This is a genomic window from Corynebacterium aquatimens, assembly GCF_030408395.1.
Taxonomy (GTDB): Bacteria; Actinomycetota; Actinomycetes; order Mycobacteriales; family Mycobacteriaceae; genus Corynebacterium; species Corynebacterium aquatimens.
The window spans coordinates 2,123,170-2,139,253 of the sequence record NZ_CP046980.1 but is presented as its reverse complement, the minus strand read 5'-3'; the positions used below and the strand labels follow the sequence as shown (position 1 = coordinate 2,139,253).

At 60.0% G+C, this 16,084-nt stretch carries 17 protein-coding genes; 13 read left to right on the top strand and 4 right to left on the bottom strand.

Annotated features, from left to right (window positions below):
* Positions 1–48: 48 nt before the first annotated feature.
* Positions 49–1,212 carry an esterase-like activity of phytase family protein gene (locus tag CAQUA_RS09700; protein ID WP_196825309.1) on the top strand — a complete coding sequence of 388 codons (1,164 nt, stop codon included), beginning with the start codon at positions 49–51 and terminating at the stop codon, positions 1,210–1,212.
* Here CAQUA_RS09700 and CAQUA_RS09695 read toward each other — a convergent pair.
* Together CAQUA_RS09695 and CAQUA_RS09690 are read right to left on the bottom strand one after the other, a co-directional pair.
* On the bottom strand, positions 1,209–2,276 hold the full coding sequence (locus tag CAQUA_RS09695; protein ID WP_196825310.1) for a CAP domain-containing protein: 1,068 nt from the start codon (positions 2,274–2,276) through the stop codon (positions 1,209–1,211). The two genes, CAQUA_RS09700 and CAQUA_RS09695, sit on opposite strands and share 4 nt — an antisense overlap.
* A 192-nt stretch (positions 2,277–2,468) precedes the next feature.
* Positions 2,469–3,479 carry an L-lactate dehydrogenase gene (locus tag CAQUA_RS09690; protein ID WP_196825311.1) on the bottom strand — a complete coding sequence of 337 codons (1,011 nt, stop codon included), beginning with the start codon at positions 3,477–3,479 and terminating at the stop codon, positions 2,469–2,471.
* Positions 3,480–3,713: 234 nt separating this feature from the next.
* Between CAQUA_RS09690 and CAQUA_RS09685 the strand changes: the two genes are divergently transcribed.
* A complete protein-coding gene (locus CAQUA_RS09685; protein ID WP_435383914.1) occupies positions 3,714–4,403 on the top strand; it encodes a DUF2786 domain-containing protein in 690 nt (229 codons plus the stop codon).
* A 13-nt stretch (positions 4,404–4,416) separates the two neighbouring features.
* Here CAQUA_RS09685 and CAQUA_RS09680 read toward each other — a convergent pair whose 3' ends face one another.
* The gene (locus CAQUA_RS09680) at positions 4,417–5,733 is read right to left on the bottom strand and encodes an MFS transporter (protein WP_196825313.1); all 1,317 of its coding nucleotides are present in this window, start codon (positions 5,731–5,733) and stop codon (positions 4,417–4,419) included.
* Positions 5,734–5,780: 47 nt separating this feature from the next.
* Positions 5,781–7,148, bottom strand: coding sequence for a family 1 glycosylhydrolase (locus CAQUA_RS09675; RefSeq protein WP_231375567.1), 1,368 nt, complete (start codon positions 7,146–7,148; stop codon positions 5,781–5,783).
* 221 nt (positions 7,149–7,369) lie between these two features.
* Between CAQUA_RS09675 and CAQUA_RS09670 the strand changes: the two genes are divergently transcribed.
* From CAQUA_RS09670 to CAQUA_RS09620, 11 genes are all read left to right on the top strand, one after another.
* A complete protein-coding gene (locus tag CAQUA_RS09670) occupies positions 7,370–9,049 on the top strand; it encodes an alpha/beta fold hydrolase (protein WP_231375570.1) in 1,680 nt (559 codons plus the stop codon).
* Between the two features lie 381 nt (positions 9,050–9,430).
* Positions 9,431–9,829 (top strand): 30S ribosomal protein S8, encoded by a 399-nt coding sequence (rpsH, locus tag CAQUA_RS09665; RefSeq protein ID WP_196825314.1) that lies wholly within the window; start codon positions 9,431–9,433, stop codon positions 9,827–9,829.
* 15 nt (positions 9,830–9,844) lie between these two features.
* A complete protein-coding gene (rplF, locus tag CAQUA_RS09660) occupies positions 9,845–10,381 on the top strand; it encodes a 50S ribosomal protein L6 (protein WP_196825315.1) in 537 nt (178 codons plus the stop codon).
* 3 nt (positions 10,382–10,384) lie between these two features.
* Positions 10,385–10,789: a 50S ribosomal protein L18 gene (rplR, locus tag CAQUA_RS09655; protein WP_196825316.1), complete on the top strand. Its 405-nt coding sequence runs from the start codon at positions 10,385–10,387 to the stop codon at positions 10,787–10,789.
* 56 nt (positions 10,790–10,845) lie between these two features.
* A complete protein-coding gene (gene rpsE, locus CAQUA_RS09650; RefSeq protein ID WP_196825317.1) occupies positions 10,846–11,577 on the top strand; it encodes a 30S ribosomal protein S5 in 732 nt (243 codons plus the stop codon).
* Positions 11,578–11,582: 5 nt separating this feature from the next.
* On the top strand, positions 11,583–11,789 hold the full coding sequence (gene rpmD / locus CAQUA_RS09645; RefSeq protein ID WP_196825318.1) for a 50S ribosomal protein L30: 207 nt from the start codon (positions 11,583–11,585) through the stop codon (positions 11,787–11,789).
* 15 nt (positions 11,790–11,804) lie between these two features.
* Positions 11,805–12,266, top strand: coding sequence for a 50S ribosomal protein L15 (gene rplO / locus CAQUA_RS09640; RefSeq protein WP_196825319.1), 462 nt, complete (start codon positions 11,805–11,807; stop codon positions 12,264–12,266).
* 196 nt (positions 12,267–12,462) lie between these two features.
* Positions 12,463–13,791 carry a preprotein translocase subunit SecY gene (gene secY / locus CAQUA_RS09635; RefSeq protein ID WP_196825714.1) on the top strand — a complete coding sequence of 443 codons (1,329 nt, stop codon included), beginning with the start codon at positions 12,463–12,465 and terminating at the stop codon, positions 13,789–13,791.
* On the top strand, positions 13,791–14,348 hold the full coding sequence (locus CAQUA_RS09630) for an adenylate kinase (RefSeq protein ID WP_196825320.1): 558 nt from the start codon (positions 13,791–13,793) through the stop codon (positions 14,346–14,348). Before secY ends, CAQUA_RS09630 begins: the two co-directional genes overlap by 1 nt.
* 97 nt (positions 14,349–14,445) lie before the next feature.
* On the top strand, positions 14,446–15,180 hold the full coding sequence (gene map / locus CAQUA_RS09625; RefSeq protein WP_196825715.1) for a type I methionyl aminopeptidase: 735 nt from the start codon (positions 14,446–14,448) through the stop codon (positions 15,178–15,180).
* A 54-nt stretch (positions 15,181–15,234) separates the two neighbouring features.
* Entirely contained in the window at positions 15,235–16,044 is an 810-nt protein-coding gene (locus tag CAQUA_RS09620) for a L,D-transpeptidase (protein ID WP_231375573.1), read from the top strand.
* Positions 16,045–16,084 lie beyond the last annotated feature (40 nt).

Below are 16,084 nucleotides of genomic sequence, written 5' to 3'. Positions count from 1 at the left end.
AATTTTCCTGAACCTGCGATGTCCAGCTGTCACGCTAGGCTAGCGGGCATGTGGAATGTCAATGGCGATGAACTGGTGATCGCGGGCGTGAGAATCCCGAAGCAGGTTGTCTCCGCAGTCATGGTTGTTGTGGCGGCTGTGTTGGGTGTTGTTGGTGCCCTCGGTATCCAAGCAGCGGTGACCGCGGGATTCAGTAATGGGTCCAGTAGCGGCGACAACTCATCGCAGGCAGGTTCATCGGGATCGGACTCCGCGCCCGTCCGCACCGTTCAGCTTCTGTACGCGGGCGCGTTTGATCTAGGCGCAGTTGCGCGCCAGGATCCAGCGCTGGTGACCGAATTTGGTGGCTTGAGCGGGATCGATTCTGTTGGCGAGGGTGCAGGTCAGCGCTTCATTGCGATTTCCGACGACAAGGGTGATTTCGGTCCTGTGCGCGCTTACTATGTGCGTCAGCAGTCTGGCAACGGTGACGTTTCACAGTTCTCAGTTGACGGGAAATTGGTGTTCACCCGCGCTGATGGATCCGAATACGCTGCGGCGGGGGAGTACATTGACGCCGAAGAAATCCGGGTATTGCCAAACGGGAACTTCCTGTGGACCACAGAAGGCCGCGCGAAGGGGTCGGTTGTTCCACCCATGCTTATTGAGTCCGCGCCTAACGGGAAAGAGATTCGCCGCATTGCGGTTCCCGCTCACCATGTCCCCAGCGGAAACGGTTCCTATGGCGTTAAAGACAACGAGGGGCCTGAAGCCATGGCGGTCATACCCGGGATGGACACGGCAGTGACGATTAACGAGGATGCTCTGGCCCAAGATAGGGGCCGTCTAGCCCGCATGACGTTCTACGACCTGATCACCGGTACAGCCGTGAAAGAGTTCGCGGTGCCGGTCAGTATTGGTAGAGGAATTGCTTCCGTTGTCGCGGACGAAGAAGGGGTGCTCTACATGCTCGAGCGCGGTTTTAACCCAGTGACCAAGAAGAACACAGCGAGCATCTACCGCCTAAACACGGAAGGCGCGCAGGACGTGTTAGACACGTCGCAGTTAAGCGGGCGCGAGCCTGCGGTACGCAAGGAGCTTGTCCTTCAACTTCCCGGCCACCCGGACAACGTGGAAGGGCTCGCGTGGAGTGAGGGCGCGTTGTTGGTGGTGAGCGATAACAACTTCAACCCGCAGCAACGCACCCTCGTGCACACGCTCAGGCGTTACTAGAACTTGAATACGTCCGGCGCGATCTTCTCTAGAAGCGTGGCAATGAGCCCAAGCACAAAGATCACGAGGACAACGTAGCCAACGGCTTTGAGATCTTCCGGGGTCTTAATGCTGTCCCATGGGTTGGGCTGCGTGGGGTTATTTGGGGTGGGCTTGTTCGGCGCGGGCTTGTTCGGCGCGGGCTTGCTTGGGGATGGGTTGCTCGGCGCCGGCTTCGGTTGCTCCTTGATGATTCCCGTTGGGCGTTCATGCGGCATAGCTGCGCGATAAATGGTTTTGGATTGCAGACCGCGCGGGTACGACTTCACTCCCGTGGGCTTGTCATTCAGCGAGTTCGCTGCATAGGTGCCCGTACCGTCGACCTGTGCAACACCGAATCCCATGTAGGTATTAACCGGGTTTAGCAGCTGGAACAGGTGGCCATTTTGATCGTCTTTGCCGCCCGCGTACCAATTACCGTTGTGCCGTACAAGGGAATCGTATTCTTTCGTACCGCCCCAATTGTTCAGCACGATGTTCCTCATAGACTGGGACCCACCCCGGATACGGTAGATGTTCTGCATTGCCCCCACACCGTTGATCGTTGCGGAGTGTTCATCTGCACATTGCTTGGCTGGCAGGGTGCAAGTGTTGTTGTACGGACGCTCGTGACCCCATTTCGCAGATGCTTCGACTGAGCGTTGTACCGCAATGATGGAAAGACCGTGGTCGTACTTCACGGCGTTGACGTACTTTTCCTTAGTGTTGTAGCCGAAGGCCCGGGCGACATCCTGCAGACGGGGGCCGAAATCCTCCAATCGATTGCCGCCTGGGCGGATCCAGCGGAGCTTGAATGGCGGGTTTTTATCCCACATGCTGGCGCGCAAATCACGCATGGCTTGGAAACCCTGCTCGCCATCCGCATAGTCGAACATAGCGCGGTGTCCAATGGTCTGGGTCAGCGGGTGGTTGAGTTCCACGCCTGTGGTGGGCTCTTTGGCTGCGTGGGCTGCAGGTGCCATGGACAGTGTCATCGCTGCAGCGGTGGTTGCGGCGATAAGGGAAGTGCGGAACTTAGAACGCATGGTAGGAGCCTTTCCGGTGAAATCTGTGACTGGGTGAACACTGTGGTTGTATTAGGAAAATCGGATAAGAACCCTGGAATGTTACATCTTCAAATACGTGGGGTGCTTGGGCACGGAAAGCGTCAGAAAACACAAAGCGGGCCCTGGAAGGGAACCAGGTGCCCGCGTTGTGTGTGAAGTTCTGAACTGCTGTTAGCTCACCAGGTCGGCGCCGCGCATGACGTCACGCAGGACCTCAGCGGAGTGGTTGAACTGCTTGGTTTCCTCGTCATCGAGGGCGAGCTCAACAACGTCGCGGATGCCGTTGCGGTTAATCACGGCTGGGGTGCCGATGTAAATGTCGTCCCAGCCGTACTCGCCTTGAAGCAGTGCGCTGACAGGAAGAACAACGTCCTCGTTGTTGAATACGGCGCGGGTGATGCGGGCGAGGCCGCCGCCGATGCCGTAACTGGTGGAGCCCTTCGCCCGGATGATCTTGTAGGCAGCGTCGCGGGTGTCGGTGAAGACGGTGTCCAGATCGTCGCTGATCTGCGGGTTGTTCTTGGACTCGCGCTCAAGGCGGGTCGGGAGCGAAACACCCGCGACGGAGCCAGCGGACACGACAGGGAGCTCGGAGTCACCGTGCTCGCCAATCACGTATGCGTGGACGGAGGTCGAGCTCACACCGAAGTACTCGCCGAGGGAGTGGCGGTAACGGGCGGTGTCCAGGATCGTGCCGGAGCCGATGACCTGATTGGAGGGCAGGCCAGAGAGCTTCCACGTTGCGTAGGTCAAAACGTCAACCGGGTTGGTGGCGACGAGGAAGATGCCATTGAAACCGGTTGCCATGACGTTGCCAACGATGTCTTCGAAAATCTTGACGTTGCGCGCAACCAGGTCAAGGCGGGATTCATCAGGGCGCTGTGCAACGCCGGCGCAGTTAACAACCATCGCGGCGTCGGCGCAGTCTTCGTAGGTGCCTACGGTCACGCGGGTGTTGTGGCCAGACCACGGCACAGCGTGGTTGAGGTCTTGAACGTGGCCCCAGGTTTTCTCTTCGTTGATATCAATAATTGCGAGGTGCTCGCACAGACCCTGGTTGACCAGTGCGTATGCGTACGCGACACCGACATCGCCAGCGCCGATCAGGACTACTTTGCGCCCTGGGCGCAGTGGGAGATCGGATTTCGGTTGGTTGGTTGGGTTGGGGTGTTGAATGCTCATGCCACCCAGGGTTCCACAGGATTCCACAGGTTTCCACAGCATCATGGTCTTTTAGGGGAAGTTTGTGTCCGGCATCAAATGCAGACTGTGTTTGTCCAATTTCCACACAAACAGTAAGGATGTAAGCAAATGACAAAATCAGGGACAAACGCAGGGACAAATAGCCGGACCAACGCGGCAGGTAAAGCTGATCAGTCGAGGCAGTCGAGTGACATCGACAAAATTAAAGAGCGGGTGCAGAAACTCCTGAATCAGGCGGCTGATCAAGAGGGGACGCCGGAGGCTGAGGTCTTTTATGAAAAGGCGTTTGAGATTATGGCCACCTACGGGTTCTCCGAGGTGGATTTAGAAGCCCCTGATGAAGAGGAACCGATTCATGCGGTGTTTGAGTTCCGCGGGGCGTACACCGACATGCAGGCGCGGTTATTAGGAAATCTCGTTGCGGCGCTGCACTGCTCTGCCTTTACCAACACGGTCTACAACTCAACGAAAGTTCATTCCACGATGGTGTTTGGCGTGCGGCGCAACGTCGAACGCGTGGAGATGTTGTTCGGTTTGCTCAACTCGATGATGGCTGCCGGTGCCCGTGGGGTGACCGGCGCGCCGGATCTGCGTGTTTCTACCGTGGTGGCGCGCAGGTCCTACATGACGGGGTTTGCAAATTCCATCTATGACCGTTTGGTGACGGCGGAGACGGAAGTAGCGGGTACTGATAAGCGCTATGAGCTGATGCTCGTGGACGATGCCACGAAGGCGACGCGGGCCCGCGATGAATATGCGGAGGCGCTCAACCTGCATCTGACAGCCGGGCGGCGTTCCAAGCGTTCGTTGCACGGGGAGTCTTATGAACGCGGCGTGGATGACGGTGGTTCGGCAGATCTTGGCCAGACGCGGGTGCGTGCCCGGCCAGCCTTGCCGTGTTAGATCGTGTGCCTGCTTAGCGTGAGGAGCGGATGGTCAGAGCGAGGAGGGCGCCGATGACACAGGCGACGGCGCAGGCCTCGTACAGGCCGGGGTAGCCGCCGAGGTACTTGAGGCCGGCGGCGGCGAGGATACCCGCCATCATGTTCGCGGTACCCTGCGCCAGGGTCATGATCGACACGTCGCGGGCGCGGTTGACCTTCGAGGGGAGGGACTCGTTGATGAGAGCCTGCTCCACGGAGGAGAACATGCCCCATGCCAGGCCGAGGAGGACGGCGGCGCCAACCACGAACTGAACTGCATCCACGAAGGTCATGATGACCGTGGCGGCAGCCATGGTCAGAGCGGCCAGGATGATGAAGATCTTGCGGCGTTCCAGCTTGTCTGACAACGGGCCGGCGACGACGGCGGTGAACATGGTCACGGCAGCGAAGACCACGGTAAGGATGAGAACCCAGGTATCAGGGTCGTCGACCTTGATGTGGTCGCGCAGGTAGTAGAGGAGGTAGAACAGCGCGGTGTACTGCGTGACGTGCATGACAAAGCGGGAGAAGAAGACCGTCCAGTAGTTGCGGTAGGCACTCAACGGGAGTTTCTCTGCTTCACCGGCGTCGCTGCCGAAGACGAAAGCGCCGAGTTCAGCTTGTTCATCCAGGGTTGACTGGTTGACTGCCGGGTCGATGGAGCCGCGGCCGAAGCCGAGTTGGATGACAAGGCCGAGGGACAGGCCCGCGATCACGATGTAGGCCCAGTTCAGTGGGAACAAGCTGGCAATGGCGGTACCACCGACGAGGCCAAGGACGTACGTGACGCCGAGGATGCCGGAGATCGTTCCGAACTTCTTCTGCGGAACAACGTCAGCAGTGATGGTGAACAGGTTGTTCGTCATAAACGCGACGAACAGTTGCACCAGGCACCACAGGGCCACTAGCACCCAGTAGCCCGGGGTGAATGACATGACCAGCATGCCAAGGGAAGAAAGGGGGACTGCAAGCAAGATCCATGGGAAACGCTTACCCCAGCGCTTCGCCCACGCGGAGTAGTTGGACAGCCGTGATCGGTCGGCGATGAAGCCGACGAGGAGGCTGGTGACAACTGCGGTTGCACCACCACACATCATGAGAAGCGCCAGGGCATCTTCATAGCGGTCCGGGCGGACCGTGATCATCTGGTTTGCCAACAGCAACTGTGACGGGCCTGCCCAAACAAGGCAGGTGCCAAAGTAGGCGAGGGCGAACTTCCAGAAGAATGCTTTTGATTCGCGCTCAGCGATGGTGGTGTTGTACGTCGCGGCGACTTGAGCCACCGGGGTCGTCGTTTCGGGGGTGCTCATGGAGTCTTTCTGCTTGGACTGGCGGCAGGTAGGTACCTGCCGGGGAATTACGGCAGGTAGTTATCGCGAGCGGTGTCCTCGCGGTACTTCTTGTCGATTTCCGGGGTCAGGGCGCCGGTGCGGTTGATCTCACGGATCATCTCAGCCGCGGGCTTGATATGACGGTTGAGGTCATCGTCAAGCTTGACTACGCCGAACTTCTGGGCCATGCCCTCGGACCACTCCCAGTTGTCCACGAAGCACCAGTGATAGTAACGCTCCACCGGGACCCGCTCCTGTTCGATGCCGTCCGGGGACGGCAGGCCAGCGTTGAGACGGGCTAGCTCGTGGAGGTGATCCAGGATTAAACCGCAGCGGAAGGATTCGGTGTTATCGGCACAGCCGTTCTCCGTAATCCAGATCGGCAGGTTGAATTTCCGCGCCAACGGTGCGGCGACACGCACGATGCCGCGCGGGTAGATTTCCCATCCCAAGTCGTTGACCGGGGCGTTGTCAAAGGTGCCGTCATCAAGCCCCTTCGTTGCGGTGCGCGAGTAGTAGTTGATCGCGATGACGTCAGCGAAGACCTTCTTGGAGCCGACGCCCTCACCGAAGCTGTCCGGCAGAGCCTTCGGGCGGCTGAGGACCGGGGAGAACTTGCCGCGATAGAAGGCGTCTTCGAGTGCGCCCTGGAAGAGGTAGTCCACCACCGGTGTGATTGCGCGGTGGAACGGGTTCTTCGGGTTGGCCGGGTCGAAGACGCGCTTGTGGTGGGCGAAGGAAACCTTGATGTCGCGGCCAGGGGCGTCAAGGCGCTGGTGGATGAGGTCGTAGGCGATCAGGTGCGCGGCGGCCATGTTCTGCAGGCACTTGCGCACGGCGCGATAGCCGCCCTTGCCAGGGGGTTGGCTGCCAAACAGGTATGCCTCGGTGGCGTAGACGTTCGGCTCGTTGATGGTGATCCAGTCATCGGTGACGTTGCCCAGGTAGTCCAAGACTTTGTTGACGAAGCGGATGAACTTCGGCACGATCTCATCGTTTTGCCACCCGCCGCGGCGCTCAAGCCAGAGAGGCTGACCGAAGTGGTGGAGAGTGATGAGCGGCTTGATGCCGCGGGCGCGAAGATCATCGAATTCTTCGCGGTAGCGCTCCAGAGCGTCCTCATCGAAGCGACCGGGCTCAAGCTCAATGCGGGACCATTCCACACCAACGCGGGCGATGGGGAATTCAAGTTCCTGCATGATTTTGTTGTCTTCTTTCCAGCGGATCCAGTGATCCGTGGTGGGGTTCACGCCGGTTTCATCAGCGATGTTGCCCTCTTCCGCCCACTGTGACCAGTTGCTGGGTTTCGCGGAACCCTCGATTTGGAGTCCTGCGCTCGCCGTACCAATGCGCAGGCCGTTTAGGGGAATTTCCCGAGTAATTTTGTTTGGCATAACACTAAAATAACTTCTTGTTCACTATTTGCGTAAGCGATTGGCAAAAAGACTGCCGACGGGGGTGTTTGCGGGCGGCGGTCCACCTTTTCGGGGGCTGGGTCATCCTGCATTTATGCATCTGCGTGAAAAAAGTTTGGGAAAAGCCCACGGTTTTCACAGCGGGCTTTTAAAGTTTCTTCCAACGTTTTATCGGGCCTAACTATTTCGAAGGAGAAAAAATGTCCCGTTTGTCTCGCGCTACCCGTTCCTTGGTCAGTGTGTTCGCTGCTGCCAGCCTGGTCATGGGTGCTACCCATGCAGTTGCGGATGAGGCCGCGTACCCAAAGGCGAAGCTCGGGTCCTCAGTGCAGACCACTCCGAAGGTGGAAAAGGGTGACGTCGACGCTTTCTACAGCTTCGACGGCGTGGAGCCCACTACCCCGGGTGAGATCCTCAAGAAGAAGGATGCTCCGTACAGCAACCTCGGCGGTGAAGGCGACAAGACTTTGCCTACGCAAGCCACGAAGATCATGTACACCACCACCGACGCCAACGGGAATCTGGTGCCAGTGACCGGCTACGTCGTGGAACCGCAGGTGGCCTGGAAGGGCAAGGGCCCGCGCCCGACGCTGATCGTTGGTCGCGGCACCGTGGGCCAGGGTGACCACTGCGCGCCGTCGCGCAACTGGCCGATGGACGGTCAGCCGGACCCGATCGCGTCCGGGCGCACCGTGAGCCTCGAGGGTCTCTACGAGTTCGCGTTTGCTAAGTACGGTGTCCGCGTTGTGGTCACCGACTTCATCGGAATGGGTACCCCAGGTACGCACACCTACATGAACCGCCTGGACCAGGCACACGCGGTGTTGGATGCTGGTCGTGCGGTGAAGGAATTGGTCGGCCAGGAGAACTTCGGCAAGATCGGCTTCTACGGCCACTCCCAGGGTGGTGGCGCGGCCGCGGCTGCAGTTGAGGAAGCTGCCAACTACTACTCCGAGGCGGAGCAGGCCAACATCGCTGGTGCCTACGCCTCCGCGCCGCCGGCTAACTTGTACGAGGTTGCCCGCAACATCGACGGTTCTGACCTCTCTGGTGCTATTGGCTTCACCATCAACGGTCTGATCGAGCGCTACCCGGACAAGGATCTCCAGTCGAAGCTGGACAAGTACCTCTCCGAGGAAGGCAAGGAGACCCTCAAGCAGCTCAGCAATGAGTGCACCACGGAGATTGTTTCCAAGCCGTACGTCTACCAGACTACTCGTGACTGGACGAAGGACGGCCGCTCGCTCGAAGAGATCCTGACGGAACCAGACATGAGGGACGCGATGGAGCTGCTGGAGGCGCAGCGCATCGGTCGGGGCAAGCCGGTGGCCCCCGTTATGATCATTGGTGGCCGCTACGACCGTCAGGTGGAGCACAAGCAGGCACGCAACCTGGCTATGAAGTGGTGCACCGTCGACGGAGCGTCGGTCTACTACCGCAACGACATCGCGCCGGAAATTGAAGACGGTATGCCCAACCACTTGGTCCAGTCCATCACTGGCCCGATCTTTGGTCTGAACTTCATGCTGGATCGCTTCAACGGCAAGCCGTTGCCGGAGTCGCAGACCTGCAAGAACTTCATGGGCAATGAGATCAAGAGCGTCGAGGAGGATCCGGACGAGACCAGGCTCCCGGGCACGGACGAGTACGGTTCCGCGATCGCGGCGAGCTCGCACCTGTCCAGCGTGCCGCTGAGCTCGGACTTGGTTCCTGACAATGCTCCGGAGACCGGCCCCAGCTCCGGTGTTGAGGGTTCGGGTGTGTCTGACCCGAAGCAGATCATCGGCCTGCTCGCTGGGGCAGCGATCCTCGCGGTGCTCGCGATGGTTCCGGGGATCCTGAACCTGCTGCGTAACGCAGGTGTCAAGCTCCCGTTCTAGGAGGTAGTTGTAGCGCATGCTTATCGACGATCGGAGCTAACCGATCGTCGATAAGCAGCTGACCGATCGTCGATAAGCGAATGCTCTAAGCGCCGGGTGAGGCAGTGTCCTCCCCGGCGCTTTTGATTTCCCATCGGGATTTTGTGTTTGCGCAGGTGGCGTGTAGGCTGTCCCCTCAGGTCTGTGCCCAGCGTGGCGCGGACTTGTAAGACAATAACCGCAACTTTGTTGCAGGCCCCCCGCTAGTAAGCGGACCGTATGGCCGGTGGCAGCGAGCCCCGCACGTTACTGAGCGTGCCGCGCGTAAGTGGCCCCCGATTGAGAACACACGGACAACGTCAAGTGGGTGGGAACCGTAACGAGAAAGGCTATAGGTCTCTTATGACCATGACAGATCCCATTGCGGACATGCTGTCACGCGTGCGCAACGCTAACAACGCGCACCATGACTCCGTGTCCATGCCCTCTTCGAAGTTGAAGGTCAACATCGCAGAGATCCTCAAGCAGGAGGGCTACATTTCCGATTTCCGCGTTGAGGACGCAAAGGTTGGCAAGACCCTGTCCCTCGACCTGAAGTACGGCCCGCAGCGCGAGGCATCCATCGCTGGTCTACGCCGCGTGTCCAAGCCAGGTCTTCGCGTGTACGCAAAGTCCAACGACCTGCCGCAGGTGCTCGGCGGCCTGGGTGTGGCTATCATCTCCACCTCCCACGGCTTGCTGACGGACCGCCAGGCTCACGAGAAGGGTGTGGGCGGGGAAGTCCTCGCCTACGTCTGGTAAGGGAGGGTTTGAACGATGTCTCGTATTGGTAAGAACCCAATCACTATCCCCAACGGCGTTGACACGAAGATCGACGGCCAGCACGTTGAGGTCAAGGGCCCGAAGGGCACCCTGTCCTTGGACATTCCGGAGCCGATCACCGCAGCAGTTGAGGACAACCAGATCGTTGTTTCTCGCCCGGATGACAACCGCACTAACCGCAGCCTCCACGGTCTGTCGCGCTCGCTGATCAACAACCTGGTTGTTGGCGTCACCGAGGGTTACAAGATCAACATGGAGATCTTCGGTGTGGGTTACCGTGTCCAGCAGAAGGGCAAGGACCTTGAGTTCTCCCTGGGCTACTCCCACCCGATCCTGATCGCCGCGCCGGAGGGCGTCACCTTCGCGGTCGACGGCAACACGAAGTTCTCCATCGAGGGAATTGACAAGCAGCAGGTTGGACAGATCGCCGCGAACATTCGCCGTCTGCGTAAGGATGACCCGTACAAGGGTAAGGGCATCCGTTACGAGGGCGAGCAGGTTCGCCGCAAGGTCGGAAAGACGGGTAAGTAATCAATGAGCACTGAATCTACTACGCAGAAGCGCGTGCCGGTTGGCCGCGACATTTCCACCCGTCGTCGTGAAGCGCGCGTGCGCCGTCACGAGCGTATCCGCAAGAACCTGCGAGGCACCGCCGAGGCTCCGCGCCTGGCAGTGCACCGCAGCTCGCGCCACATCTCCGTTCAGCTTATCGACGATCTGGCGGGCCACACCCTGGCGTCCGCTTCCTCGATCGAGGATGACGTACGCGCACTCGAGGGCGACAAGAAGGCTAAGGCAGCCAAGGTCGGCGCTCTGATCGCTGAGCGTGCACAGCAGGCTGGCATCACCGCAGTCGTTTTTGACCGTGGTGGTTACAAGTACCACGGCCGCGTTGCAGCTCTTGCTGAGGCGGCTCGCGAAGGTGGTCTGAAGTTCTAATGGCTACCGCACACGCAAACATTCGCACAGCAAACTCTCACGGAAGGAAGGCATAAATGTCGGATCGTGAACAGCGCGACGGCGGAACTTCCGCTGAAGAGCGCGCAGCGGCAGATGCCACTGCACAGAACAACGGCGCAGACAACGCTGCGCAGGACAACGGCGGACGCCGCGGTAACCGCGACGAGCGTTCGGACCGTGGTGGCCGCGATGGTGGCCGCCGCGACGGAGGCCGCCGTGACGGTGGCCGTGGCCGCCGCGAAGAGGACGAGCGCGATAAGTACATCGAGCGCGTCGTTACCATCAACCGTGTTGCGAAGACCGTTAAGGGTGGCCGCAACATGTCGTTCACCGCTTTGGTAGTCGTCGGCGACGGCCAGGGAATGGTCGGTGTCGGCTACGGCAAGGCCAAGGAAGTTCCGGCCGCGATTCAAAAGGGTGCTGAGGAAGCTCGCAAGAACTTCTTCCGCGTTCCGATGATCGGTGGCACCATTCCTCACCCGGTTCAGGGCGAGGCCGCAGCGGGCATCGTGATGCTCCGCCCGGCTGCTCCTGGTACCGGTGTCATTGCCGGTGGTGCTGCTCGTCCGGTGCTCGAGTGTGCTGGTATCCAGGACATCCTGGCCAAGTCGCTCGGCTCTGACAACGCCCTCAACGTCGTTCAGGCGACCGTTGCGGGCCTGAAGCAGCTCGTGCGCCCCGAGGAGGTTGCTGCAAAGCGCGGCAAGTCCATCGAAGAGGTCGCTCCGGCTCGTATGTTGCGCATGCGCGCAGGACAGGAGGCCTAAACACCATGGCTTTGAAAATCACTCTGCACCACGGCAAGGTGGGCCAGAAGCCGATCACGCGCCGCAACCTGGAGTCCCTGGGTCTGCGCAAGATCGGTCAGTCCGTGATCAAGCGCGACAATGAGGCTACGCGTGGCATGATCCTGCGCGTGCGCCACTTGGTTGACGTTGAGGAAGTTGCTGACAGTGAACTTCCCGCACCGAAGAAGTAAGGGGAGGAGGAAAACATGTCTGATGTGATCAAGCTTCATGATCTGCGCCCGGCTGAGGGTGCGAAGAAGGCAAAGACCCGCGTGGGTCGTGGTGAGGCGTCCAAGGGTAAGACCGCTGGTCGCGGTACCAAGGGTACGAAGGCTCGCAAGCAGGTGTCGGCCGGCTTCGAGGGTGGCCAGATGCCGATCCACATGCGTCTGCCGAAGCTCAAGGGCTTCAAGAACCCGAACCACGTTGTGTACCAGGTCGTCAACGTTTCTGACCTGGAGGCTCGCTTCCCGCAGGGCGGCACCATCGGTGTCGCAGAGATCGTTGAGGCCGGACTGGCTCGCAAGAACCAGCCGGTGAAGATCCTGGGCAACGGCGACATCAGCGTCAAGCTGGACGTCACGGCTCAGAAGTTCTCTGGCTCCGCGAAGGAGAAGATCGAGGCAGCTGGCGGCTCCGTTACGGAGGATGCTTTCCGCCGCGCATAAGCGATCATTAGAAAACGAATTGCCCCTGCGACTCACACCATTGCGGTTGAGTCGCAGGGGCTTCGTGCTGTTATAGGCACTTTTGTGGTGCGCAAATCACGGTTTGTCCGACGCGTTTGCTAGGGTAGTGACGTTCTATATCAGCACTGAATACTCGGCCCTGCCCGCGTGGGGCCGTCAGGAGGCTACAGCCACCGTGTCTGCCATTGTTCAGGCGTTTAAAGATGCCGATCTGCGCAAGAAGATTCTGATCACCCTTGCGCTGATGATCCTGTACCGCATCGGCGCCCAGATCCCCACCCCGGGAGTTGACTACGCTCTGATCGCGCAACGGCTCGAACAGATGAAGGAAACTGCCGGCGGCAACATCTTCTCCGTCATCTCGCTGTTTAGCGGTGGCGCGCTGCTGCAGTTATCCATCTTCGCCATCGGCATCATGCCGTACATTACGGCGTCGATTATCGTGCAGCTGCTCACCGTGGTCATTCCGCGCTTTGAGGAGCTGAAGAAGGAAGGCCAGTCCGGGCAGACGAAGATGACGCAGTACACGCGTTACCTCACCGTGGGCTTGGCGCTTCTGCAGTCCGCGGGCATCGTCGCCTTGGCAGACCGTGAGCAGCTGCTTGGCTCTGGCGTTCCGGTGCTGGTGGAAGACCGCAACATCTTCACCCTGATCATGATGGTTGTTGTGATGACCTCCGGTGCGATCCTCATCATGTGGCTTGGTGAGATTATCACGGAAAAGGGCGTGGGCAACGGTATGTCGCTGCTCATCTTCGCTGGTATTGCTACCCGCCTGCCCTCGGACGGCATTCAGATCTACCGTCAGTCGGGCCCGCTGGTCTTCGCTGTGGTTCTCGCCGCTGTGGTCCTGCTCGTCGTGGGCATCATCTTCATTGAGCAGGGACAGCGCCGCATCCCGGTGCAGTACGCAAAGCGCATGGTTGGCCGCCGCCAGTACGGTGGCACGTCCACGTACCTCCCGCTGAAGGTCAACCAGGCCGGTGTTATCCCGGTGATCTTCGCCTCCTCGCTGATGTACGTTCCCGTGCTGATCACCCAGATCGTGAACTCCAACAAGCCCACGCCGCCGGATAACTGGTGGATGGGCAACGTGATGTCGTGGCTCCAGAACCCGAGTTCGTGGCAGTACATCCTGCTGTACTTCACACTGATCATCTTCTTCAGCTACTTCTACGTCTCCATCCAGTACGACCCGGTGGAGCAGGCTGACAACATGAAGAAGTACGGCGGCTTCATCCCTGGCATTCGCCCGGGCCGCCCGACGGCGGAGTACCTGGCATTCGTGATGAACCGCCTCCTGTTCGTCGGCGCCCTGTACCTTGGATTTATCGCGATTTTGCCGAACATCGCTCTTGATCTTGGTGTCGGTGGCTCTGGAAACGCGGGCATGACCGCGTTCGGTGGTACCGCAATCCTGATTATGGTCTCCGTGGCCTTGACCACGGTGAAGCAAATTGAATCCCAACTGTTGCAATCTAACTACGAAGGACTGTTGAAGTAATGCGACTCGTACTCCTTGGCCCTCCCGGTGCCGGCAAAGGCACCCAGGCTGCTCTTCTCTCTGAGAAGCTGAACATCCCGCACATCTCCACCGGCGACCTATTCCGCGCCAACATCGGTGAAGGTACCCCTCTGGGCAAGGAAGCCAAGGAGTACATTGACGCCGGCAAGCTGGTGCCCACCGAGGTCACGGCGCGCATGGTCGAAGACCGCCTGAGCGAAGACGACGCTGCAAACGGCTTTCTGCTCGACGGCTTCCCGCGCACGGTGGAGCAGGCCGATCTTTTGGAAGAGATGCTGAACAAGCACGGCCTGAAGCTCGACGGTGTTTTGAACTTCAAGGTCGATGAGGACGTGGTGGTGGAGCGCATGCTCGCCCGCGGCCGCGCTGATGACAATGAGGACACGATCCGTACCCGCCTTCAGGTCTACCGCGATGAGACCGCTCCGCTGATTGACCACTACGGTGACCAGCTGATCAACATTGACGCTGAAGGCGAGGTCGAGGAGATCAACGCCCGCACGCTGAACGAGATCAACGCGCGCAGCGCACAGTAGCCCCCCGTACGCCACCCGTCTATCAACCACAGGTATCCACCGAGTGTTCCGTCGCCGCAAAGCAATTCCAGCCAAGACCCCCGGTGAGCTTGACGCTATGGAAGCCGCCGGGCGAATCGTGGGCCAGGCCCTCCTCGCGGTCCGTGAAGCCGCTTCGGTGGGTACAACGACAGCGGACCTTGACGCGGTCGCGGAAGAGGTCATCCGCTCCCACGGGGCGGTGCCCACGTTTTTGGGCTACGGCGGATTCCCCGCCTCGATCTGTTCCTCGGTCAACGATGTCGTGGTGCACGGCATCCCCAGCGCCGACACAGTCCTGCGCGATGGTGATTTAGTATCCATCGATTGCGGCGCGACGCTGGACGGCTGGGTCGGGGACTCCGCTATCTCGTTCGGGGTAGGGGAGCTTGACCCGGCCGTCGATAAGCTCAATCGCGCGACCGAGCAGGTGCTTTACGACGGGTTGGGGGCGATGGTGCCCGGAAACCGCCTGACTGATGTCTCGCACGCGTTGGAGAAAGCCACGCGCAAGGCTGAGGCCGATTTTGGGATCAAGCTGGGGATCCTCGCAGGATACGGCGGCCACGGCATCGGCAGTGAGATGCATGAGGACCCGTACCTGGCTAATGAGGGCCGTCCCGGAAAAGGGCCGGTGATCCAGGAGGGTTCGGTGATGGCGATTGAGCCGATGCTGATTCTTGGCGGGGAGACGGAATCGACCGTCTTGGACGACGACTGGACCGTTGTTACCGATGATGGTTCGCCCGCAGCGCACTGGGAACACACCGTGGCTGCGACGGCGGATGGCCCACGGATTCTCACTCCGCGGTAGGGATTTCTCCCCGCAGGACTAGTTGATACGGCCAGCTTTCGATATACTGCTCGCATGCTGAAAAAGCCCCGTGAAACTCGTTCCGCTTCCTTGCTGCGCAAGGCGGCCATGTTTGTCACCAGCGCCGGTGTCGCTGCCTCCTTGGTTGTAGCCCCGGCTCCTGCTACCGCTCAACCCGCGCTTCCTGCCCTGCCTGCACTGTCCAGCGCTAGCCCTGCTGCTTTCGTTCAGTACGCAGAGACCTCCCTGCGAAACACCGCATACGCGCCCGGCAGCGGTGTTCAGGACCTGATCTGGAACGCTCGTAACTCTCTTCGTGTCCAGGTGGATCAGTTCTTTGGCCGTGACAAGGCTACCGCTGACCGCCTCAAGGCTGAGATTGACCGCATCGTGGAGATGCTGTCCCCGGGCCTCATTGCAGCGCGCACCCCGAAGCCTGCACCCAAGCCGGCGCCGAAGCCCGCACCTAAGCCGGCGCCCAAGCCGGCTCCCGCCCCAAAGCCTGCTCCGCGCAGCAACCCGTGCCCGCCGCAGGCAAAGGCCTGCGTTGACATCCGTAACCAGAAGAGCTGGCTGCAGAACAACGGTCGCATCTACTACGGCCCTGTCACCGTGGCAACCGGTAAGGCTGGGTATGAGACGCCGAAGGGCTGGCACCGCGTAAACCGTAAGGTGCGCGATGAGATTTCCTACGAATTCGGCAACGCCCCGATGCCGTTTGCAACCTACTTCACCTACAACGGCATTGCCTTCCACCAGGGTGACCCGGCGTACCGCTCCCACGGTTGCGTGCGCATGTACCGCCAGGACGCGATCAAGTACTTCAACGACCTGCAGATCGGCGACCAGGTCTACGTCTTCTAAGAACACGCCTGACTTAAGAGCCCTAACTTTCGGCCCGGCA

Bases quoted from the DNA above. Each gene is read 5' to 3' on its own strand.
- CAQUA_RS09695 (WP_196825310.1), bottom strand. From the start codon at position 2,276: ATGCGTTCTAAGTTCCGCACTTCCCTTATCGCCGCAACCACCGCTGCA.
- CAQUA_RS09620 (WP_231375573.1), top strand. From the start codon at position 15,235: ATGCTGAAAAAGCCCCGTGAAACTCGTTCCGCTTCCTTGCTGCGCAAG.
- CAQUA_RS09700 (WP_196825309.1), top strand. From the start codon at position 49: ATGTGGAATGTCAATGGCGATGAACTGGTGATCGCGGGCGTGAGAATC.
- CAQUA_RS09675 (WP_231375567.1), bottom strand. From the start codon at position 7,148: ATGCCAAACAAAATTACTCGGGAAATTCCCCTAAACGGCCTGCGCATT.
- CAQUA_RS09630 (WP_196825320.1), top strand. From the start codon at position 13,791: ATGCGACTCGTACTCCTTGGCCCTCCCGGTGCCGGCAAAGGCACCCAG.
- rplR (WP_196825316.1), top strand. From the start codon at position 10,385: ATGAGCACTGAATCTACTACGCAGAAGCGCGTGCCGGTTGGCCGCGAC.
- CAQUA_RS09680 (WP_196825313.1), bottom strand. From the start codon at position 5,733: ATGAGCACCCCCGAAACGACGACCCCGGTGGCTCAAGTCGCCGCGACG.
- map (WP_196825715.1), top strand. From the start codon at position 14,446: ATGGAAGCCGCCGGGCGAATCGTGGGCCAGGCCCTCCTCGCGGTCCGT.
- CAQUA_RS09690 (WP_196825311.1), bottom strand. From the start codon at position 3,479: ATGAGCATTCAACACCCCAACCCAACCAACCAACCGAAATCCGATCTC.
- rplF (WP_196825315.1), top strand. From the start codon at position 9,845: ATGTCTCGTATTGGTAAGAACCCAATCACTATCCCCAACGGCGTTGAC.
- rpmD (WP_196825318.1), top strand. From the start codon at position 11,583: ATGGCTTTGAAAATCACTCTGCACCACGGCAAGGTGGGCCAGAAGCCG.
- rpsH (WP_196825314.1), top strand. From the start codon at position 9,431: ATGACCATGACAGATCCCATTGCGGACATGCTGTCACGCGTGCGCAAC.
- rplO (WP_196825319.1), top strand. From the start codon at position 11,805: ATGTCTGATGTGATCAAGCTTCATGATCTGCGCCCGGCTGAGGGTGCG.
- rpsE (WP_196825317.1), top strand. From the start codon at position 10,846: ATGTCGGATCGTGAACAGCGCGACGGCGGAACTTCCGCTGAAGAGCGC.
- CAQUA_RS09670 (WP_231375570.1), top strand. From the start codon at position 7,370: ATGTCCCGTTTGTCTCGCGCTACCCGTTCCTTGGTCAGTGTGTTCGCT.